This window comes from Rhodococcus sp. RS1C4 (assembly GCF_002258225.1).
GTDB lineage: Bacteria > Actinomycetota > Actinomycetes > Mycobacteriales > Mycobacteriaceae > Rhodococcoides > Rhodococcoides fascians_E.
In genome coordinates this window covers 233,397-248,628 of record NZ_NOXZ01000017.1, presented here as the reverse complement: position 1 = coordinate 248,628, position 15,232 = coordinate 233,397, and the positions used below count along the sequence as shown (strand labels likewise).

Below are 15,232 nucleotides of genomic sequence, written 5' to 3'. Positions count from 1 at the left end.
ACCCGCATCCACGCCGACTGGCAACCCACACGCCACGCCGTCGACACCCTCCGCCCCGAAACACCCAACGTCGACCTCCAACGCGAAACCGCCAACTTCGTCGACTACTGGCTAGCCAAACCCGGCAAAACCGCTGAAAAGCTTGACTGGCTCGCTACGTGGCGGAAATGGATGCGCACAGCCCAAGCTGACATCGAAGCCCGCACGGCCCGCACAGAGCCGACCAGGGGCGCGTACGGGGCACCGCAGATCACCAAGCGGATGCGCAACTACGCCGAAGCCGAAGCGATGAAGGACAACCCGGACATCCGCATCCTCGAAGCAGCAGGGATACCGATCCCGGAGCACGCCCGACATCTGACGGTGGTTGACGACGGGCAGCAAACGTTGATTGCGTAACCGTGCACAGTGCGCGACAGTGTGCTAAATTCAGCTCGCGGGCACCGGAACCCACGAAACGGCTAAAAGTGCCTCAGTATCAGATCGAAAGGGCAGCAATCGCTACCCAGTGACACGTCCGCCGACTGCCATCGGCGCAACGACAGGAAACGCACATGAACGACGACACCGACATTCTCGCTGGCATGACCAACGACGAACTCCACCAAGCCGCACGCATCGCCCGCCAACTCAAAGACCCGGAAAACGAAGCGTTCTTCACCGACGAACTCATCCGGCGAACACTCGCATGAACGTCCTATCCCTCTTCGCTGGCATAGGCGGGCTCGAGCTAGGACTCGAACGATCGGGAATGGAAGTCGTCGGACAAGTCGAACTCGACGAATACTGCCGGCGCATCCTCCACGCACACTGGCCGAACACGCCCCAACACAACGACGTCCGCACAACCGCAGAATGGTGGACATCCCAACCCCGACCCCACGTCGACCTCATCTGCGCAGGCTTCCCCTGCCAGCCATTCTCCCAAGCCGGCCTACAGAAAGGCATCCACGATGAACGATGGGGCTGGCCCTGGACTCTCAACGTCATACGCGCACTACAACCCCGCTACATCCTCCTGGAAAACGTCTCACGTCTTGTTCGAGATCGAGACGCATTCGGGGAAATCCTCAGTGACCTTCACGTCCTCAGGTTCAATGCGCAATGGGCAACTGTCCGAGCTTCAGACTTCGGCGCTCCCCACCGCCGCGAACGAGTCTTCATCGTGGCCTACCCCCAGATCAACGATGTCCAGGATCCGAACCAACCCGCCACGGAAGGGCCGCTCCAACATCAACCTGGAAGAAGCAGTCGGAGCGCTCGGAGGCCCGATTGGCTACCTGAACCCAACATGGATCGAGTGGCTCATGGGATTCCCCGCAGGCTGGTGCAGCCGGCCCTACACGCCCTTGGAAACGCCGTCGTCCCAGCAGTATCCGAACACTTCGGCCGCTTAATCATCAACTACGACAGGAGCGTCCAGTGAGTGGAATGTGCGACGAGCATCGGCGGCAATGGCACGGCTGGCTCGACTACCGCCAACCCATTACAGGATGGATCCAATTCCAAGAGAACAACGCCAAGAGAGTTGAGATGAGCCTCGAAGCGCACGCCGCGAAAGTTGAAGAACGCCGCACGCTGATTCGCGACAACATCACAGCAATCTTCGAACTCTGCGCAGCCGACACTGGATGCGTCAACGACGAACCGCAGCACAACGATAACGATTATGCGACTACGGACGCGCACATCAACGCACTCGTCGAACAACTCCGCGACAACAACCGTTCACAGCTCGGACACGCAGCATGAACACACCAATGACCGCCGATCAGATGACCGAACTACTCCAGAAAATCCAGATCATCGACAACCGGCAACTCGACCGACTCGTCCTCTCCCAATGGCTCGAAGCCGCACACGACGCATCCTGGACCGCAGACGAAGCACACGCAGCACTCAGATATCACCGGGCGCAATCCACCGAATACCTCGTCCCCGCACATCTAACAAAGATCATCCGGGAACGACGACGGCAACCAGCACCCGTAGGTACGTTGGCAATAACCCGCGGTAATCCGGCATCGGAAGACCGCCGAAATCAAGTGATGGCGCTGGTCAGGAACGGTTTCAACAAACCGAGAGCACTGATCTCGCAAACCAGTGAAGCCAAGACCCGTGAATGACAACACACACCGCGCCAGTCACCAATGGCAGCATTGAAGGAGGAAAGACGTGAGCGAGATCGACATCATCGCAGAGTCGATCAAGGGCTACGTTGCGGGATTCCTGGACGGCTATGGACCAGTCGATGACAACCCGAAGGATCAAGCCTTTTTCGCGGCGGAGATCGCCGAGAACCTACCAGAGGTGCTGTCGGAGCGGTTGTCGGACGCCGGATACAGCATCGTCGGCCCCGCTGCTGCCGCCGAGGAGGACCAGTAGCGTCCTTGCGTAGTGTGCACATGCTGCGCTATCGTCAACACGGCCTGCCAGCCACCCGACAGAAAGCAGAACACCATGCACCACAACCCCATCCACGGCCTCGCCTACGCGATCCCCGCATCCCTCGCCTTATGGGCAGGCATCGTCACGACGATTGGAGTACTGCTGTGAGCATCCGTGACGACCTCGCCGGCATCATCGAGTGCCACGACGCTAACCCGGTGGCTGCCGCGCAGGAGATCCTGGAGCGGTATGTGGTCCTCGAATACCGTGAACCCGACCGCCAAGACAACGACGGCACAGCAGTATTCGGCACCCACGACCACCACGCCACAGGATGGACACGCGACGGTGTCATCCGCGGGCAAGGCGTGTACGCGAACATCCGGCACGGTGATGATCCGACCGCGCATTGTGCGGCGATTATGTCCGCACACCGCCACGCACTCAACACCACCCGCAAGTAACTCTCTGGCCCTGGACCTCACGGTTCGGGGCCAGACTGCTATTGCGCACTGTGCACACGCAAGGTATCGTCAAGGCACACCCGGTCCTGCCAGACCGGCAACAGACAGGAAACCCCATGATCAGCATCAGCAACACCATCGACTACATGCGCAGGCTCGTCGCCTTCAACCGCACAGCCGACCCCGATTGGGAACCCACACGCCACACCTTCGACGGCATCCGCGGCACACGCGCAGCACGCGGTAAACGTACCGTCCTCCATACCGTTCGCGCACTCGCCAAACGCGACGGAGACACAGAGGAACTCCGCACTTTGCGCGACAACCTCATTCGCTTCCACCACCAAGCTGGCGGACGCATCGGCATTCAGCTCGACATCGAAGCCCGATTTCGCAGGCAGCATCCGATCGCAGTCGCAGAATCGGCAGAGGAGCGTGCTGCTCGATGGTATGACCCCGAGGCGGCATTCGAAGACCGCGCCGTCGCTTTCCGTGAAGCACAGCAGAAGTTGTTGGTTCGGGCATGAAACACCACGACCGCCGACCACAATTGGATGAACCCGACCTGTCCCGTGCAGCACGACGCCGGCTCATGGCTGACACACGTATCCGGGTGAACGCCGACCGTCGACACAAGGACGTGACCGCATGAGCTTCTATCCACCCACTGTTGACATCACCAACCCTAACGATCCCACCGAAGCCGACGAACGCCAGTGGGAGCAGGAACGGTTGGAAGACGAAGACGGCATCCCACAACTGCTGTCCGAGTATGACGCTCGCGAGGCCGCGTTGGAAGACGAAGCCTACGCAGTCAATGCACTCCTGGACGGCAACAAGCAGCCATTCCTCGCCTACAGAAACTATTGGTGGCACACGACGGGGGCAGCATGAACGCCCGCATAGAACAGCTCAACGTAGAAATCAACGAAGCAATCGTCGAAGTCCTCAAAATGCAGCGGGCCGAGTCCGAAGCCCGACGCCGACGTGACGCGCTGATGCGGGAGCGCAGTGACCTTTGGCGTTCGATGAAACGGCATCCGGCAGGCAAAGCTCTCGCCTAACCGTTGCGCACTGTGCACACCATGCGATAGTGTTCACACCATGACAAACACCGCAGCCCCCACCACCAACCGCCACCTCACAAACATCCTCGCAGCCCACGACATGATCGCCCACGCAGACGCCAACACCCGCGGAGCCACCTTCGACGGCTGGGTCCGATACGCGCACATCGCCGAATACGTCGACATCGCAGAAGCCGACATCATCGACGCCATCGACACCTGTGCACACGAGATGACCTCGCCCACCCACAAGGTGACCGCACTCCGCCCCGACGCATTCCAAGCGGAACGCATCTAACACCCCCTTCGTCCATCGCCGTGAGGCAGACGGACATCACCGATCGGAAGGCCGACATGCTCGCCATTGAGACAAGTCCCATCCACACCGAAAAGCTCTTAAGCGGAACGCAGCTAAGCGTCTCGTACGACTGCCCGGAATGCGGAACCAAGTTCGGTCTAGCTTGGAACGAGAACCTGGACGCAGAAAAGGTGCTCGAATCCGTAAGCGCCAAGCGAGTACTCGCAGACCACTTAGTCAAAAAGCATCCAGGCAAACTGTCAGATCAGATTCGAAGCCACCCAGGGTTCGGCCTGGTCCCTGAAGGCCAGCTCGCGTCCGCTCACATCTCGCTCTCTTTGCCCTCTTAGCGACCCGGCCCTGCCAGGCCACCCAACGACAGAACGGAAAACCAGTGAACAACGCTCAACACTTGGATCAGCTTCTCGGTATCACCGATGACTGGCGCAACGGTAATGGCGCGCAATGGAACATCAGCCGTGACTCCTTCGGCTACACCGTCCGCGTGCGAGTCCCCGACGACTGGCAGCAGCACCATGACAGCCTTGAATGGCAGACGTCCGCACCGAACCAGCGCACTCGTTGGTGGGTGTCGGATCCGTTTGGTGACATCGACGACGCCTTGGCTGTGGCGGTACGGCAGGCGACCATCATCCGTGACGCACAGCAGGTCGCAGCATGAGCACCCGGACAGTCGAATTCGAGCACACAGACGGCTACACCTACACCGCAGAACTCGGAGACCCGAAGCAACAGTGGTGGAACATCTACGACAGCGACGGCCAACCCCAAACCAGCATCTACGTCGAAACCATCGCCGAAACAGGCGACCCCTACGACCTCGAAGTCATCGAAGAAGCCCGCGACATGCTTAACGAGTTGGAGTCGTGGGGTAGGCGGATGATGGGTGAGGATGACTCGTTCGAAGTGAGGCGCGCAGCATGACCAGCATCGAACCGTCACTGCTCGTCAACATTACCAACGGTATTCAAGACGGCGACGGCGTCATCCACTGGCACACACACCTCACCTACACCTCACAAGTCACACCAGACACCCGCCGAATCCTCCTCAACAACGTCCAAAACCAAGCCGGCACCATCCTCGGCTTGGATGACATGTCCGTGATCTACCGTCCACACGCTGACCGCCCGGACGCCTACACCAGGGTTGAATGGCAGCCCATCAAGGAGCCCCCACAGTGACCTTCCCGAACATCCTCGACGGCACCGAACAGTTCCTCACCGCCGCAGGACACCCCATCCCCGACGTGCCCGCAATCCCCGCGCCCGAGACCATCGCGCTACGGCTCAAACTGCTCTTCGAAGAAGTCGAAGAGCTGGTCGAAGCAGCAGGATTCGGAAACATCGACGAATACCTCGATGACGTCGCAGAAAATGACGTGGAGTGGACCATCGGCAAGGCCATCAACCAGGGGCGGTTCAACCTGCCCGAGTATGTGGACGCTAACCACGACATTCAGGTGATCGCGCACGGAGGCAACCTCGAAGCCATCGGTCGCATCGGAACAACCATCACCGCCGACCAGGTAACCCAGTCGAACCTCTCCAAGATTGTCGACGGCAAGGTTTACCGGCGAGCTGATGGCAAGATCGCGAAGCCGCCAGGGTGGACACCGCCGAACATAAAGGGCGCGTTGGAGACCCTCGGTTGGGTGGAGCCTGGTGTGGAGGTGAAGACCGCGTGAGCATCGACACCGCAGAAGCCTACCGACTCGCCGCCAGATTCCTCGCACAGCGGCCCATCGCGGAAACCCCGGAAGGCTACGACGAAGCAGTCGAATCGTTGCGTGCTGAAGCCGACGACATCGACAGCATCCGCACACGCAACTGCCACATCGGCCGCGACCTCAAAACCTTCCTCGCGACGACGGGGCGAGACGACAGCGAACTAGGGCGTAAAGCCTGGGAGCTTGTGCACGCAGACCGGAAACTGCACACCCCACCCTCCACTGAATCCCTCGCAGCCCGCGACGACATCGAAAACTAGGAGACCACCACACATGAGCGCCACAACCACCATCATCGGATCACTCGGCAAAGACCCCGAACTCCGCTATACCCCCGCAGGAGTAGCGGTCTGCAACATCAACGTCGCAGTCACCGAACGCGTCAAACAGAACGAACAGTGGGTCGACGGCATCACCACATGGTTCCGCTGCAATGTTTGGCGCGACTACGCAGAGCACGTGTCCGAGAGCCTCCGTAAGGGCGACCAGGTATTCGTGACAGGCCGCTTGAAGAACCGCCCATACGAGAAAGATGGGGTGGAGCGGTTGGCGTTGGAGATCGACGTGGACGAGATCGGGCCGACGCTCAGGTTCGCTACAGCGCAGGTGCAGAAGGCGAACCGTTCAGGCGGGCAGAAGCAGCAGTCTTCGGGCGGCAGTGATCCGTGGGCGACCGGCCCTGCTGGCGATTCTCAGCCGCCCTTCTAAGCCGATGCTGACGACTGTTGACGGTTGGCCCGTCACCCTCATCGCAGAACCCGACCACACAACCGCCATAGTCGAAGACCCCCACGGACGCTACGCAGTCCCACAGTGGGCACTCGGCACCTGACATCCCGCACACAGCAGCCCCCAGCCTTCACAGGTTGGGGGCTGCACGTCGTTAACGTCAGGCGTGCACAGTACGTAATACGCTGAACACCATGACGACCACCAAAACGAACACCGCCATAGACGCCGCATACGACGAAGCATTCGACGCCATTCGCGAACTCGGTGCAGTCATTGGCAGCGCAGCCCACGGCGACGAAACACTCAACCAGATCCGCGACTACCTCTGGGAAGAAGCGCCCGCCAACCTCCTCCGCGACGAAGATGGCGAACGCTACTTCACCGACCGAGGTAAGCGCGACTTCGACATACCGAACACTGTTGCGGCACTCTCGGATGCAGCGATCCTTGAGGGGCAGAAGGCGCGCAAGCTGGATGCGGAGTTGGGTGTGGCGAAGCGAGCCGCCACCGGCGCCAGCAACCGCTACAACGACGCCTTCACTGAAGCTGTCAGACTGAAGGGCGAACTGCGTAAGGCGAACGACAACACGCAGCGCGAGTTCAACAACGCCGCAGCCGCACGATCAGAACAGATCCGCGACCACAACACCATCGCCGAAGCGATCCGCTACATCCCGAGCAGCTCATGGCGGGGCAGTACGGGCGAGATCCCCGGCAAGTCCACCGACGTCGACCTGCTCGCAAGCCTGAAGCATTATGTTGCCAACAATCTTCGGGTGGCAAGCGACTACATCAGCCGTGATCAGCATCAGGCGATTCTCGATGACTTGGACAAGAAGATCGGTGACCGCGTAGAGCGCCGCACGTTCGACACGGCGGTGAATCAGCTCAGGGACAAGGCGTCGGAGGTCCAGCAGCTCGAAGCTCAGCTCGACGAATACCGTGGCGTCGTGGTGAGCAAGAAAGACTACGATTCGGCGATTGCCGACCTGAAATCCGCAGCGGAAAAGATCAAGACGTTGCAGGGGCGGGTGGAGGAAGCCAACAACCTCGCACTCCGCAAAACCGAAGAAGCACAGGCATGGGAAGCCACAGCGCGAACCATGACGCAGAAGTACGAAGATATTCGGCTCGCAGCGAAGGCGAAGGCTGACGCCGAAAAGGTGCGCGCCTACTACACGGACCCCAATCCGGCGTTCACGCTCAACGGAATCTTCGCGCAGAAGTCGGGTCGCGCATGAGCAACCCAACCCCAACGCCCGCACGCAGAGGCATCGGATTCTTCGGCGCACTCTTCCTGCTCCTCCTCGCCCTGAAGTTGACGAACCTCGCTGACCTGTCTTGGTGGTGGGTGTTCACGCCACTCATCGCATCCACAGGACTGTTCATCCTCGGCGTCATCATCCTGGCCGTTGCAGCGGTCGCGGGGAAACGATGAGTCTCGCTGAGCTGGTTGCGGGGCAGTCCACCAAGGCTGCCCCCACCAGCACCACCCAATGGCTCAACACCCTCAACACCGAAGACCGCGACACCTTCTGGTCGCTCATCGACCGCAACTACCCCACATCACACCTGTGGCAAGCCTGCCGCGCCCTCGGCCTCCCCGCCTCCGAAACCACCTTCCGCAGGCACCTCAAAGAACTGGAACACCCTTGAGCCTCGCAGACCACGTAAAACCCGAAACCGAACCCGCACAAAAAGGGTCCATCGAAGTATCCAGTGCCGGCGCAACCATCAACAACGTTGTAGTGAATGCGCCGATCGCCAACCGGGACTGGACCGCCGTCTTCGACCTGTTCAACCTGGACGGTTCACTGTTCGAGGTAGTCGATGACACGGTGCGCATGTCCACCTGGCAGCAATCCGCCCGTAGCAAAGACGGTAGCCGGGACTCCATCCAGTTGTACGCCTACAGTGCACGTTTCAGGCGTAAGACTGGGGAGGAGATCGACCCGGAGACGGTGAAGCAGTGGAGGTCCGCGCTCACCCGCCCACGCAAGGAACCGAAGCCTGCAACGGTCGGTCGCGGCATCAACGCTACCTACGCCAACTTCCCCGCAGACCCGCAACTCGGCAAAAAAGGCACCGAAGAAGCCGTCGAAAACTGGAAACGCGGCGTCACCGGTCACGTCGCAGCCATCGAGAAACTCATCTCGGTAGGGCTTGCGCCCGCTGGCATCCACACAACGTTCATGGGCGATGAGACGGAAGGCGTGTGCAACAACTACGCCAACCAGCCCCACACTGTGGAGTTGAACCTCTCGCAGCAGCTGGAACTCGACTACGACATGCGCGTGTGGACGCTGCGCGAGTACGCGAAACTGAACTTGCCCCTATCGGCTGCGTCTGTGGTGTCCAATCATGGAGAGTGGACACGCAACGGTTCCAAGGATCCAGTCACCACACGCAACGACAATGCTTCCACGCACGTTGCTCGCCAAGTGAAGAAACTGTTCGATGAGGCTGAGGCATTCGGTGGACCGCATATCGACTGGACCATCGGCGAAGGTGCACCCGGCGTCGTCGTCAACCTCTCCGGTCAAGACACCTACTTTTCACACGGCTACGTGGAGAAAGGCAAGGGCGGGTCCACGGAGATCCGCACCAAATCCGCCATCGAACGCCAAATCCTCGGCAACACGCAACAGTACGGCGACGTACCACTGTGGATCATGGCGCACTACCACCACATGTACTCCAACGAGTTCGAAGGCCGCACCCTTTTCGGCTGCCCCGCGTTGGAGGCGGAACGATCCTCCGAGTACATGTTGGAGCAGTTCGGTGTGTGGTCTCCGCCCGGTTTGATGGGCATGTTGATTGGTACTCATACGGCGCGGGGCTGGTCAGATCTGAGCGTGCTCTGATGTGGTGGTCATTCATCCTCGCAGGCGTAGGCGTCACCGGGCTATACCTCACCACCCGCGAAGGCCGCACACGATGGGCAGGCTACGCAGTCGGGCTTGCAGTGCAGTTCGCGTGGATCGCCTATGCTCTCGCAACCGTGCAGTACGGGTTCATCATGTCCGCGTGCGCATACGGTTTCGTCAACACTCTGGCGATCCGCAAGGGTATCCGTCAGTGGATTGCACAGCGCAAGTTTGAGAAGCGTTGGCGCATCTATTCGGACTATCCGGTCGGCCAGCATGGGTGGCGCAACTGGTGGGTGTCGCAACCGAACGACCCGTCACCTGTACGGCGCGAGTGGAGATTCGGTACCCACGCCCACGCGATGAGTTTCGTTGACAGACAAATAAAGGGGAAGCGCTAGCAGTGGACATTCATGTCAGTTTCGGTAAGGCCACCATCGAAGCATTCGGCTACGTATGGCACACCCAATTCTTTCGCGACACCACAGCAGTCGAAGAGCCGTCGAAGGCTGCCATCCTCGCCAACACCGACAACGTGAACGGGCAGTTCGACTTCGGGTTTCGGAGACCCCTCGACTACCCGGATGAAAGGTGGGGCCGTGAGTGATTTGGATGAGGCGTGGGCTGCCTACGATAAAGCCCTCCACCACCTCGCCAACACCATCGACACCGTCAACGGCGATCACGGTTGGACACCGGTGGATTACGTCACCATCATCGGCTCACGCAGGCTGGATCAACGCGACACGTCCGCTGTTGACGTCATCGGGCGTGTAGAACAACCCGACTACGTCACCGATGGCCTGCTAGAGGCGGGGTTGCATAAGTGGCGGCAACGCTTGTGTGACTGCGGTGACATCGATGATGATTGAGGGGTTGCGCTGAGTGTGCACAGTGCGCAATACTGGGCAGGTACTTACACGCATGTAATTCCCGGAAGGTGTCACTGCCATGACCCAGACAGAACCCCGACCCGTAGACATCATCGCGGGACACACCGTGCGCATCACCGAGGACGGTCTCGAGTTCACGTGCCACTGCGACCGTAACGCCGATTGCCACCGCTACCCAGACTGCGAATGTGAGAGCTGGGACGCGGACCACGAGTCCGAGTATGGGCATCCACCTGCACCGCATGACGAATGCTGGATGCAGGCATGGTTTGACAACGACTGCGTCTGCCCGAACCTCGACTGCATCGACGACCACAAAGGCGAGGCTGAGATCGGAATGTCTGGACCGATAACGGCCGCATTTTGTGAGGACTACGTCGAATGGGAGTTTACTGATTCGGCAAGAAAGATTGCGGCATGACGGACGAACTGTTTGGTGTTGCCGCGACCGATAACCACTGGCGAACTAAAGCCCCCTGCAAAGGACAACCCGGCTTCCACCAACCCGACGCTTTCAACCCACCCGACACCTGGGAACTCTCCATCCAAACGCATCAAGCCCTCGCAACCTGCACCACCTGCCCCTTCAAACGCGAATGCGCTCGGGCAGCGTTAACGTCAGGGCAAGGGTTCGATGCGGAAGGATCATGGGTAGCGGATGGTGTTGTCGCAGCGGGGATTATCTGCCGTGGTGACCGAAAAACCCGTGACACGTTGAATGTGATTGCATCCGGGCGGATACCTGTAGCGCGGGCTACGGAGGCGGAGATGCAGGCGCGTGCGTGTGTTGATGATGTTCCACTTTTCGATTTGGAGGCCACAGCAGCATGACTGTTCAAGTGATTGCCTGCACCTTCAGTGGCGGAAGTGGATGCCCTGGCGCGGAGGGCGGCTCGCACTACTACGCACACATTGACCCAAACTACGACGGTCGACTTTGCATCGACTGCGGCGAAGAGGAGACCTCGAAGTGACTGTGCCGACCGATGACTACGGCCCGAAAGACGTGAAGCCGCAACGCTTCGCCACCACCTGCGACACAGACGGTGCAATCGTCGCCATCGAACCCGCAGCAGTCCTGCGTATGCAACGCAACGGCTGGAAAGGCCCCAGGATTGCGGAGTTCCTGGAGATGGAGCCAACCACGCTCGTTGACGAACTGAACGCGGCACTCACGCATGAAACCGACTCCGTCAAGTTCAACACCCCCACTATCTCCGACAGTGAAGTTTTGAAGGGGATTCGGGATTGGGATGAAGACGTGGACGGAGTACGTGCAGCGTGAAGGCATCCGAGCTAGGGCCGCAACAGGTCGGCATGACACTCGTCCGCGACAAGAAACTTCACCACATCACAGCCGTCCACGCCAACGCGTCCAGTGTGATGATCCGCAACAAATACCGGCCACATTTGCGGCTGGTGTTGAATCCGAACGAAGACATCGAGGTCGAACCATGAGCGGAACATCCACGGCAGTGCTCATCGCCTTCATTGCCTGCCTCACGCTCACCGCCATCGTCGTCACCCTATCGATGAGCGACAAACCGCACATCCCCTGGCGCTGCCGCGTGTTCGGTAGCCACAAGTTCACCTCCATGGACCTTAAGTACGTCCAGGACTATTGCCTGCGTTGCGGATTCGAGCGCAAGGGATGACGGGGGATGTGGTGTTCGACGCCCTCGCAGGACTCGCCATCCTCGCCGCCCTCGCCATCGGCGCATTCCTGTTCATCGACGCTGTAGTCCACGCAGCCCGCGCACTCTGGAGATACTTCCAATGACCGCGCCCATCATCCTCGAACTACCCTGGACGCGCCCGATCCTATCCCTCAATGATCGTGGCGCGACCCGAGGCGCAGCAATGGCGAAAGCCTCCAAAATCGCAGAGCTACGGCAAACAACTATGGCGAAAGCACTGCACGCCAACCTGCCCCGCAACTGCACACACGTCGCAGTCGAACTTCACTACCGGCCACGCACGAACGCCCGACGCGACAGCGACAACCTGTTCGCCATCCTCAAGCCGATAGCCGATGGCCTAGTTGATGCGGGTTTGGTTGAAGACGACGACTACACGCGAATGTCCCGACCAGAACCCGTCATCCACCGCAAAGGTGTGCCGGCGATCTGGTTGGAGATCACTGTCCACGACACACTCAGGAGCCACCCCGAATGATCTACCTCATCATCGGCGCAGCAATACTGGCGCTTCTCCTCATTGGCGGACTCGCCCTCGCCATCCACGAAATGGGCGCAAGAGAAGCGCTGTTCGTTGTAGGCGGATCCATCGCACTCAGTGCAGTCATCATCGCTGGCGCAGGAGCATTCACCTACGGACTTAACGAGTTGGGATGGCTACAGTGATGACGTACAGACCTCGCCCGTCCTGGTTGAACAGGTGGCGTGACATCGCCTACCCCCGCACCCTCAAATGGCGACTACTCACCAACGGCGGTTACTGGACGCTCCACATCCCCGTCCCGTTCGCTGGAACCATCCGCATCGGCACACCCCTGGAGGTCCGATGAACACCGCTGAAGCACTACAGCAGGCCGCAGGCATCATCGACGCCGAAGCTACCTCCGCGCACAGTTCGGAGTTCGCAAAGGGCATGGCATGGGCGTCCTTCCTCATCCGCGAATACGCGAACGAGCTACCGGAGTGTGTGGTGGATCGCGCGGAGATGGTGGACTTGGATGTGGATTTGCGCGACGACCGCTACGGAGTGGACCCGAAGTACGCCTCGCATATGGCGAAGGTCAACAAGATCCTGAACTACCCGAACCCGTACCTGCCGGAAGAGCGTCGATTCGCCCCGGTCATCGACATGTTCAACAGGAGGCACAAGCATTGAGCCGCATCGGGATCGACCTAGACGGAGTGTTCTACGACTTCGGTGCAGCCTTCAGAAGCCACCTGTCCGCTGAAGGATGGGACGACGCGTCCTTCAGCCCGCAGAACACCTGGTACTTCTATAGGGAATGGGGCATCACAGACCAGCAGTTCGTAGGCCACTGCCACGACGCAGCCAACGCTCGAACGCTCTGGAATCACAACCAGCCGAACGCCGAAGACCTAACCCATCTACGTCGCCTACAGAAGCAGGGGCATACCCTGCATGTCATCACCGACCGATCCTTCGGCCGCCATCCTGGCATCAGTCACGAAGCTACGGCCCGATGGCTCGCAGAAGCCAACTTCCCCTACGACACACTCACGTTTAGCCGCGACAAAACTGTTGTCCGCACTGAACTCATGATCGACGACAAGCTAAGCAACTACGACGAACTCGAACAGTCAGGTTGCGTTCCCGTACTGTACGACCGCCCTTGGAACCGCGACGAAAACTTGGTTTCTGTGGATCACTTCGGCGACGGCCAGCACCTCGATCTCAGACGCCGACGAGTTTCGTCGATCGCAGAGTTTGCCGAGTTCGTCAACCAATTCCATGCGAAGGAGAATGCGTCGTGACGACCGAAACCCGAGTCACATCCTCAACGGGTGCACAGAAGGGCAGCAAGCTAGCCCGGTACGATTTGGTGCCCGCTGGACCCCTGAAGGATCTCGCAGAGCTGTACGGCAAGGGTGCAGAGAAGTATGCGGAACGGAACTGGGAAGGCGGTTACGACTGGTCTCTCTCGTTCGCTGCCTTGAACCGTCATTTGTGGCAGTTCTGGTCGGGCGAGGACCACGACGAGGAGACGGGCGCTCCCCACCTCGCCTCGGTGGCGTGGCATGCGTTCGCCATGTTGGAGTACATGCATACGCACCCCGAGTTCGACAACCGCCCTAGCAAGCAGGTGACGTCGTGAGCATGACGGTGCAGGAAGCTATCGACGCCAAACAACTCAACCCCGACGAACCCTGGGGCATGGGCTACACCTACAAGGAAGCCCTCGACAAATGGGGTACAGCGGTCGGGGAACAGAAGTGGGTGCGGGAGGAGAAGAAGGTGCAAGGTTTGGGTGGTGTTGTGGTGGAGCAGGTGCAGGGCGCGGCAGCCCTCGCGGCACTCAACCGACTCGAAGCGTTCGCAGACCTGCGAGTCGACCTACTCTCAGGTCACAAGGATTCGGAGGCATACCTTCCCGCCTACATTGAAGCCGAAACCTTCGCCGGTCTGATCCGCCAAGAACTCGACACGCTCACCCCGAAGGATGATGCCTAATGCTCCACCCCATCAACGACCTCACCCCATACCCTGGCAATGCCAGACGTGGTGACGTCGACACCATCATGGAATCGTTGGATCGTCTCGGCCAGTACAAGCCCATCACGGTCAACAGGCGTGGCATGGTTGTGCTGGCAGGCAATCACACACTGGAAGCTGCGAAGCGGCTGGGGTGGACGGAGATTCGCATAGACCTTGTCGACTACAGCGACGAGGATGCGATCCGCGTCAACCTCATGGATAACAAGTCCAGCGACGAAGCCGACTACGACAACCAAGCATTGGTTGACCTCCTCGAATCACTGCCTGATCTTGCAGCGACAGGCTTCGATGACGACGAGCTAGAGAAGCTCTTGGACGGTTTGAACCCCGATGATGACGGTGAGGATGAACCGGAGTCGGATGTGACACCGACAGTGTGCGGGGTGCTGATCGAATGCGCGACGGAGAAGGCGCAGTCGAAGTTGTTGGCACGGTTTGAGGCTGAAGGGTTGCAGGTGAAGCCACTCAATTACACGGGAAAGATCACCGACGCATGAGCCTAGCGAAAGTCGACAAGTTCACGCCCTCCCAGAAGCCCTACGCCTTCCGTCCCGAAACACG

General features: G+C 59.7%; 37 protein-coding genes and 1 pseudogene. All 38 read left to right on the top strand.

Annotation, left to right across the window (positions count from 1 at the left end):
• Positions 1 to 399: pseudogene (locus tag CH289_RS28255) on the top strand (hypothetical protein); the annotation flags it as partial.
• Positions 400 to 554: 155 nt separating this feature from the next.
• Positions 555 to 692 carry a hypothetical protein gene (locus CH289_RS28250; RefSeq protein WP_179276765.1) on the top strand — a complete coding sequence of 46 codons (138 nt, stop codon included), beginning with the start codon at positions 555 to 557 and terminating at the stop codon, positions 690 to 692.
• On the top strand, positions 689 to 1,426 hold the full coding sequence (locus CH289_RS29010) for a DNA cytosine methyltransferase (protein ID WP_094727711.1): 738 nt from the start codon (positions 689 to 691) through the stop codon (positions 1,424 to 1,426). Before CH289_RS28250 ends, CH289_RS29010 begins: the two co-directional genes overlap by 4 nt.
• Positions 1,423 to 1,752, top strand: coding sequence for a hypothetical protein (locus tag CH289_RS07945; protein ID WP_143545070.1), 330 nt, complete (start codon positions 1,423 to 1,425; stop codon positions 1,750 to 1,752). Before CH289_RS29010 ends, CH289_RS07945 begins: the two co-directional genes overlap by 4 nt.
• The gene (locus CH289_RS07940) at positions 1,749 to 2,126 is read left to right on the top strand and encodes a hypothetical protein (protein ID WP_143545069.1); all 378 of its coding nucleotides are present in this window, start codon (positions 1,749 to 1,751) and stop codon (positions 2,124 to 2,126) included. The genes CH289_RS07945 and CH289_RS07940 overlap by 4 nt, the downstream gene beginning before the upstream one ends.
• Positions 2,127 to 2,175: 49 nt before the next feature.
• Entirely contained in the window at positions 2,176 to 2,385 is a 210-nt protein-coding gene (locus tag CH289_RS07935) for a hypothetical protein (RefSeq protein WP_094727708.1), read from the top strand.
• 167 nt (positions 2,386 to 2,552) lie between these two features.
• Positions 2,553 to 2,852, top strand: a complete 300-nt coding sequence (locus CH289_RS07930) for a hypothetical protein (protein ID WP_094727707.1) — start codon at positions 2,553 to 2,555, stop codon at positions 2,850 to 2,852.
• Positions 2,853 to 2,968: 116 nt separating this feature from the next.
• Entirely contained in the window at positions 2,969 to 3,379 is a 411-nt protein-coding gene (locus CH289_RS07925) for a hypothetical protein (protein WP_143545068.1), read from the top strand.
• A gap of 121 nt (positions 3,380 to 3,500) precedes the next feature.
• Positions 3,501 to 3,746, top strand: a complete 246-nt coding sequence (locus CH289_RS07920) for a hypothetical protein (protein WP_094727705.1) — start codon at positions 3,501 to 3,503, stop codon at positions 3,744 to 3,746.
• On the top strand, positions 3,743 to 3,916 hold the full coding sequence (locus CH289_RS28245) for a hypothetical protein (RefSeq protein WP_179276764.1): 174 nt from the start codon (positions 3,743 to 3,745) through the stop codon (positions 3,914 to 3,916). The genes CH289_RS07920 and CH289_RS28245 overlap by 4 nt, the downstream gene beginning before the upstream one ends.
• A gap of 40 nt (positions 3,917 to 3,956) precedes the next feature.
• Positions 3,957 to 4,217, top strand: coding sequence for a hypothetical protein (locus tag CH289_RS07915; protein WP_094727704.1), 261 nt, complete (start codon positions 3,957 to 3,959; stop codon positions 4,215 to 4,217).
• A gap of 412 nt (positions 4,218 to 4,629) precedes the next feature.
• Positions 4,630 to 4,899, top strand: a complete 270-nt coding sequence (locus CH289_RS07905; protein WP_143545067.1) for a hypothetical protein — start codon at positions 4,630 to 4,632, stop codon at positions 4,897 to 4,899.
• The gene (locus tag CH289_RS07900; RefSeq protein ID WP_094727701.1) at positions 4,896 to 5,162 is read left to right on the top strand and encodes a hypothetical protein; all 267 of its coding nucleotides are present in this window, start codon (positions 4,896 to 4,898) and stop codon (positions 5,160 to 5,162) included. The genes CH289_RS07905 and CH289_RS07900 overlap by 4 nt, the downstream gene beginning before the upstream one ends.
• Complete coding sequence (locus tag CH289_RS07895; RefSeq protein ID WP_094727700.1) at positions 5,159 to 5,422, top strand: hypothetical protein; 264 nt, start codon at positions 5,159 to 5,161, stop codon at positions 5,420 to 5,422. Before CH289_RS07900 ends, CH289_RS07895 begins: the two co-directional genes overlap by 4 nt.
• Complete coding sequence (locus CH289_RS07890) at positions 5,419 to 5,925, top strand: nucleoside triphosphate pyrophosphohydrolase family protein (protein WP_094727699.1); 507 nt, start codon at positions 5,419 to 5,421, stop codon at positions 5,923 to 5,925. The genes CH289_RS07895 and CH289_RS07890 overlap by 4 nt, the downstream gene beginning before the upstream one ends.
• Positions 5,922 to 6,227 (top strand): hypothetical protein, encoded by a 306-nt coding sequence (locus CH289_RS07885; protein ID WP_094727698.1) that lies wholly within the window; start codon positions 5,922 to 5,924, stop codon positions 6,225 to 6,227. The genes CH289_RS07890 and CH289_RS07885 overlap by 4 nt, the downstream gene beginning before the upstream one ends.
• A gap of 13 nt (positions 6,228 to 6,240) precedes the next feature.
• The gene (ssb, locus tag CH289_RS07880; RefSeq protein ID WP_094727697.1) at positions 6,241 to 6,675 is read left to right on the top strand and encodes a single-stranded DNA-binding protein; all 435 of its coding nucleotides are present in this window, start codon (positions 6,241 to 6,243) and stop codon (positions 6,673 to 6,675) included.
• 215 nt (positions 6,676 to 6,890) lie between these two features.
• Positions 6,891 to 7,940 (top strand): hypothetical protein, encoded by a 1,050-nt coding sequence (locus CH289_RS07875; RefSeq protein ID WP_094727696.1) that lies wholly within the window; start codon positions 6,891 to 6,893, stop codon positions 7,938 to 7,940.
• Positions 7,937 to 8,137 (top strand): hypothetical protein, encoded by a 201-nt coding sequence (locus CH289_RS07870; protein WP_094727695.1) that lies wholly within the window; start codon positions 7,937 to 7,939, stop codon positions 8,135 to 8,137. The genes CH289_RS07875 and CH289_RS07870 overlap by 4 nt, the downstream gene beginning before the upstream one ends.
• Positions 8,134 to 8,355, top strand: coding sequence for a hypothetical protein (locus CH289_RS07865; protein WP_094727694.1), 222 nt, complete (start codon positions 8,134 to 8,136; stop codon positions 8,353 to 8,355). Before CH289_RS07870 ends, CH289_RS07865 begins: the two co-directional genes overlap by 4 nt.
• The gene (locus CH289_RS07860; RefSeq protein ID WP_094727693.1) at positions 8,352 to 9,563 is read left to right on the top strand and encodes a hypothetical protein; all 1,212 of its coding nucleotides are present in this window, start codon (positions 8,352 to 8,354) and stop codon (positions 9,561 to 9,563) included. Before CH289_RS07865 ends, CH289_RS07860 begins: the two co-directional genes overlap by 4 nt.
• Complete coding sequence (locus CH289_RS28240) at positions 9,563 to 9,967, top strand: hypothetical protein (protein ID WP_179276763.1); 405 nt, start codon at positions 9,563 to 9,565, stop codon at positions 9,965 to 9,967. Before CH289_RS07860 ends, CH289_RS28240 begins: the two co-directional genes overlap by 1 nt.
• Positions 9,968 to 9,969: 2 nt before the next feature.
• Positions 9,970 to 10,173 (top strand): hypothetical protein, encoded by a 204-nt coding sequence (locus CH289_RS07850; RefSeq protein WP_094727692.1) that lies wholly within the window; start codon positions 9,970 to 9,972, stop codon positions 10,171 to 10,173.
• Positions 10,166 to 10,438, top strand: coding sequence for a DUF7213 family protein (locus tag CH289_RS07845; RefSeq protein WP_094727691.1), 273 nt, complete (start codon positions 10,166 to 10,168; stop codon positions 10,436 to 10,438). Before CH289_RS07850 ends, CH289_RS07845 begins: the two co-directional genes overlap by 8 nt.
• Before the next feature lie 79 nt (positions 10,439 to 10,517).
• Positions 10,518 to 10,880, top strand: a complete 363-nt coding sequence (locus tag CH289_RS07840) for a hypothetical protein (protein WP_256977072.1) — start codon at positions 10,518 to 10,520, stop codon at positions 10,878 to 10,880.
• Positions 10,877 to 11,290, top strand: coding sequence for a WhiB family transcriptional regulator (locus tag CH289_RS07835; protein WP_094727690.1), 414 nt, complete (start codon positions 10,877 to 10,879; stop codon positions 11,288 to 11,290). The genes CH289_RS07840 and CH289_RS07835 overlap by 4 nt, the downstream gene beginning before the upstream one ends.
• Before the next feature lie 139 nt (positions 11,291 to 11,429).
• Positions 11,430 to 11,744, top strand: a complete 315-nt coding sequence (locus CH289_RS07830) for a hypothetical protein (RefSeq protein WP_143545065.1) — start codon at positions 11,430 to 11,432, stop codon at positions 11,742 to 11,744.
• On the top strand, positions 11,741 to 11,917 hold the full coding sequence (locus tag CH289_RS28235) for a hypothetical protein (protein ID WP_179276762.1): 177 nt from the start codon (positions 11,741 to 11,743) through the stop codon (positions 11,915 to 11,917). The genes CH289_RS07830 and CH289_RS28235 overlap by 4 nt, the downstream gene beginning before the upstream one ends.
• Positions 11,914 to 12,114, top strand: a complete 201-nt coding sequence (locus tag CH289_RS07825) for a hypothetical protein (RefSeq protein ID WP_143545064.1) — start codon at positions 11,914 to 11,916, stop codon at positions 12,112 to 12,114. Before CH289_RS28235 ends, CH289_RS07825 begins: the two co-directional genes overlap by 4 nt.
• On the top strand, positions 12,111 to 12,239 hold the full coding sequence (locus CH289_RS28685) for a hypothetical protein (protein WP_256977071.1): 129 nt from the start codon (positions 12,111 to 12,113) through the stop codon (positions 12,237 to 12,239). Before CH289_RS07825 ends, CH289_RS28685 begins: the two co-directional genes overlap by 4 nt.
• Positions 12,236 to 12,634 carry a RusA family crossover junction endodeoxyribonuclease gene (locus CH289_RS07820; RefSeq protein WP_094727687.1) on the top strand — a complete coding sequence of 133 codons (399 nt, stop codon included), beginning with the start codon at positions 12,236 to 12,238 and terminating at the stop codon, positions 12,632 to 12,634. Before CH289_RS28685 ends, CH289_RS07820 begins: the two co-directional genes overlap by 4 nt.
• Positions 12,631 to 12,822 carry a hypothetical protein gene (locus CH289_RS07815; protein WP_094727686.1) on the top strand — a complete coding sequence of 64 codons (192 nt, stop codon included), beginning with the start codon at positions 12,631 to 12,633 and terminating at the stop codon, positions 12,820 to 12,822. Before CH289_RS07820 ends, CH289_RS07815 begins: the two co-directional genes overlap by 4 nt.
• Positions 12,822 to 12,986, top strand: coding sequence for a hypothetical protein (locus CH289_RS28230; protein WP_179276761.1), 165 nt, complete (start codon positions 12,822 to 12,824; stop codon positions 12,984 to 12,986). Before CH289_RS07815 ends, CH289_RS28230 begins: the two co-directional genes overlap by 1 nt.
• Entirely contained in the window at positions 12,983 to 13,312 is a 330-nt protein-coding gene (locus tag CH289_RS28225) for a hypothetical protein (RefSeq protein ID WP_179276760.1), read from the top strand. Before CH289_RS28230 ends, CH289_RS28225 begins: the two co-directional genes overlap by 4 nt.
• Entirely contained in the window at positions 13,309 to 13,929 is a 621-nt protein-coding gene (locus tag CH289_RS07810; RefSeq protein WP_179276759.1) for a 5' nucleotidase, NT5C type, read from the top strand. The genes CH289_RS28225 and CH289_RS07810 overlap by 4 nt, the downstream gene beginning before the upstream one ends.
• Positions 13,926 to 14,270: a dATP/dGTP diphosphohydrolase domain-containing protein gene (locus tag CH289_RS07805; protein ID WP_094727684.1), complete on the top strand. Its 345-nt coding sequence runs from the start codon at positions 13,926 to 13,928 to the stop codon at positions 14,268 to 14,270. The genes CH289_RS07810 and CH289_RS07805 overlap by 4 nt, the downstream gene beginning before the upstream one ends.
• Positions 14,267 to 14,626 carry a hypothetical protein gene (locus CH289_RS07800; RefSeq protein ID WP_143545063.1) on the top strand — a complete coding sequence of 120 codons (360 nt, stop codon included), beginning with the start codon at positions 14,267 to 14,269 and terminating at the stop codon, positions 14,624 to 14,626. Before CH289_RS07805 ends, CH289_RS07800 begins: the two co-directional genes overlap by 4 nt.
• A complete protein-coding gene (locus CH289_RS07795; protein ID WP_094727682.1) occupies positions 14,626 to 15,168 on the top strand; it encodes a ParB/RepB/Spo0J family partition protein in 543 nt (180 codons plus the stop codon). Before CH289_RS07800 ends, CH289_RS07795 begins: the two co-directional genes overlap by 1 nt.
• Positions 15,169 to 15,232: the final 64 nt, after the last annotated feature.

Excerpts from the sequence above, each read along its gene's own strand:
- CH289_RS28250 (WP_179276765.1), top strand. The coding sequence starts at position 555 with ATGAACGACGACACCGACATTCTCGCTGGCATGACCAACGACGAACTC.
- CH289_RS29010 (WP_094727711.1), top strand. The coding sequence starts at position 689 with ATGAACGTCCTATCCCTCTTCGCTGGCATAGGCGGGCTCGAGCTAGGA.
- CH289_RS07940 (WP_143545069.1), top strand. The coding sequence starts at position 1,749 with ATGAACACACCAATGACCGCCGATCAGATGACCGAACTACTCCAGAAA.
- CH289_RS07925 (WP_143545068.1), top strand. The coding sequence starts at position 2,969 with ATGATCAGCATCAGCAACACCATCGACTACATGCGCAGGCTCGTCGCC.
- CH289_RS07920 (WP_094727705.1), top strand. The coding sequence starts at position 3,501 with ATGAGCTTCTATCCACCCACTGTTGACATCACCAACCCTAACGATCCC.
- CH289_RS28245 (WP_179276764.1), top strand. The coding sequence starts at position 3,743 with ATGAACGCCCGCATAGAACAGCTCAACGTAGAAATCAACGAAGCAATC.
- CH289_RS07915 (WP_094727704.1), top strand. The coding sequence starts at position 3,957 with ATGACAAACACCGCAGCCCCCACCACCAACCGCCACCTCACAAACATC.
- CH289_RS07900 (WP_094727701.1), top strand. The coding sequence starts at position 4,896 with ATGAGCACCCGGACAGTCGAATTCGAGCACACAGACGGCTACACCTAC.
- CH289_RS07895 (WP_094727700.1), top strand. The coding sequence starts at position 5,159 with ATGACCAGCATCGAACCGTCACTGCTCGTCAACATTACCAACGGTATT.
- ssb (WP_094727697.1), top strand. The coding sequence starts at position 6,241 with ATGAGCGCCACAACCACCATCATCGGATCACTCGGCAAAGACCCCGAA.
- CH289_RS07875 (WP_094727696.1), top strand. The coding sequence starts at position 6,891 with ATGACGACCACCAAAACGAACACCGCCATAGACGCCGCATACGACGAA.
- CH289_RS07870 (WP_094727695.1), top strand. The coding sequence starts at position 7,937 with ATGAGCAACCCAACCCCAACGCCCGCACGCAGAGGCATCGGATTCTTC.
- CH289_RS07865 (WP_094727694.1), top strand. The coding sequence starts at position 8,134 with ATGAGTCTCGCTGAGCTGGTTGCGGGGCAGTCCACCAAGGCTGCCCCC.
- CH289_RS28240 (WP_179276763.1), top strand. The coding sequence starts at position 9,563 with ATGTGGTGGTCATTCATCCTCGCAGGCGTAGGCGTCACCGGGCTATAC.
- CH289_RS07840 (WP_256977072.1), top strand. The coding sequence starts at position 10,518 with ATGACCCAGACAGAACCCCGACCCGTAGACATCATCGCGGGACACACC.
- CH289_RS07835 (WP_094727690.1), top strand. The coding sequence starts at position 10,877 with ATGACGGACGAACTGTTTGGTGTTGCCGCGACCGATAACCACTGGCGA.
- CH289_RS07825 (WP_143545064.1), top strand. The coding sequence starts at position 11,914 with ATGAGCGGAACATCCACGGCAGTGCTCATCGCCTTCATTGCCTGCCTC.
- CH289_RS28685 (WP_256977071.1), top strand. The coding sequence starts at position 12,111 with ATGACGGGGGATGTGGTGTTCGACGCCCTCGCAGGACTCGCCATCCTC.
- CH289_RS07820 (WP_094727687.1), top strand. The coding sequence starts at position 12,236 with ATGACCGCGCCCATCATCCTCGAACTACCCTGGACGCGCCCGATCCTA.
- CH289_RS07815 (WP_094727686.1), top strand. The coding sequence starts at position 12,631 with ATGATCTACCTCATCATCGGCGCAGCAATACTGGCGCTTCTCCTCATT.
- CH289_RS28230 (WP_179276761.1), top strand. The coding sequence starts at position 12,822 with ATGACGTACAGACCTCGCCCGTCCTGGTTGAACAGGTGGCGTGACATC.
- CH289_RS28225 (WP_179276760.1), top strand. The coding sequence starts at position 12,983 with ATGAACACCGCTGAAGCACTACAGCAGGCCGCAGGCATCATCGACGCC.
- CH289_RS07795 (WP_094727682.1), top strand. The coding sequence starts at position 14,626 with ATGCTCCACCCCATCAACGACCTCACCCCATACCCTGGCAATGCCAGA.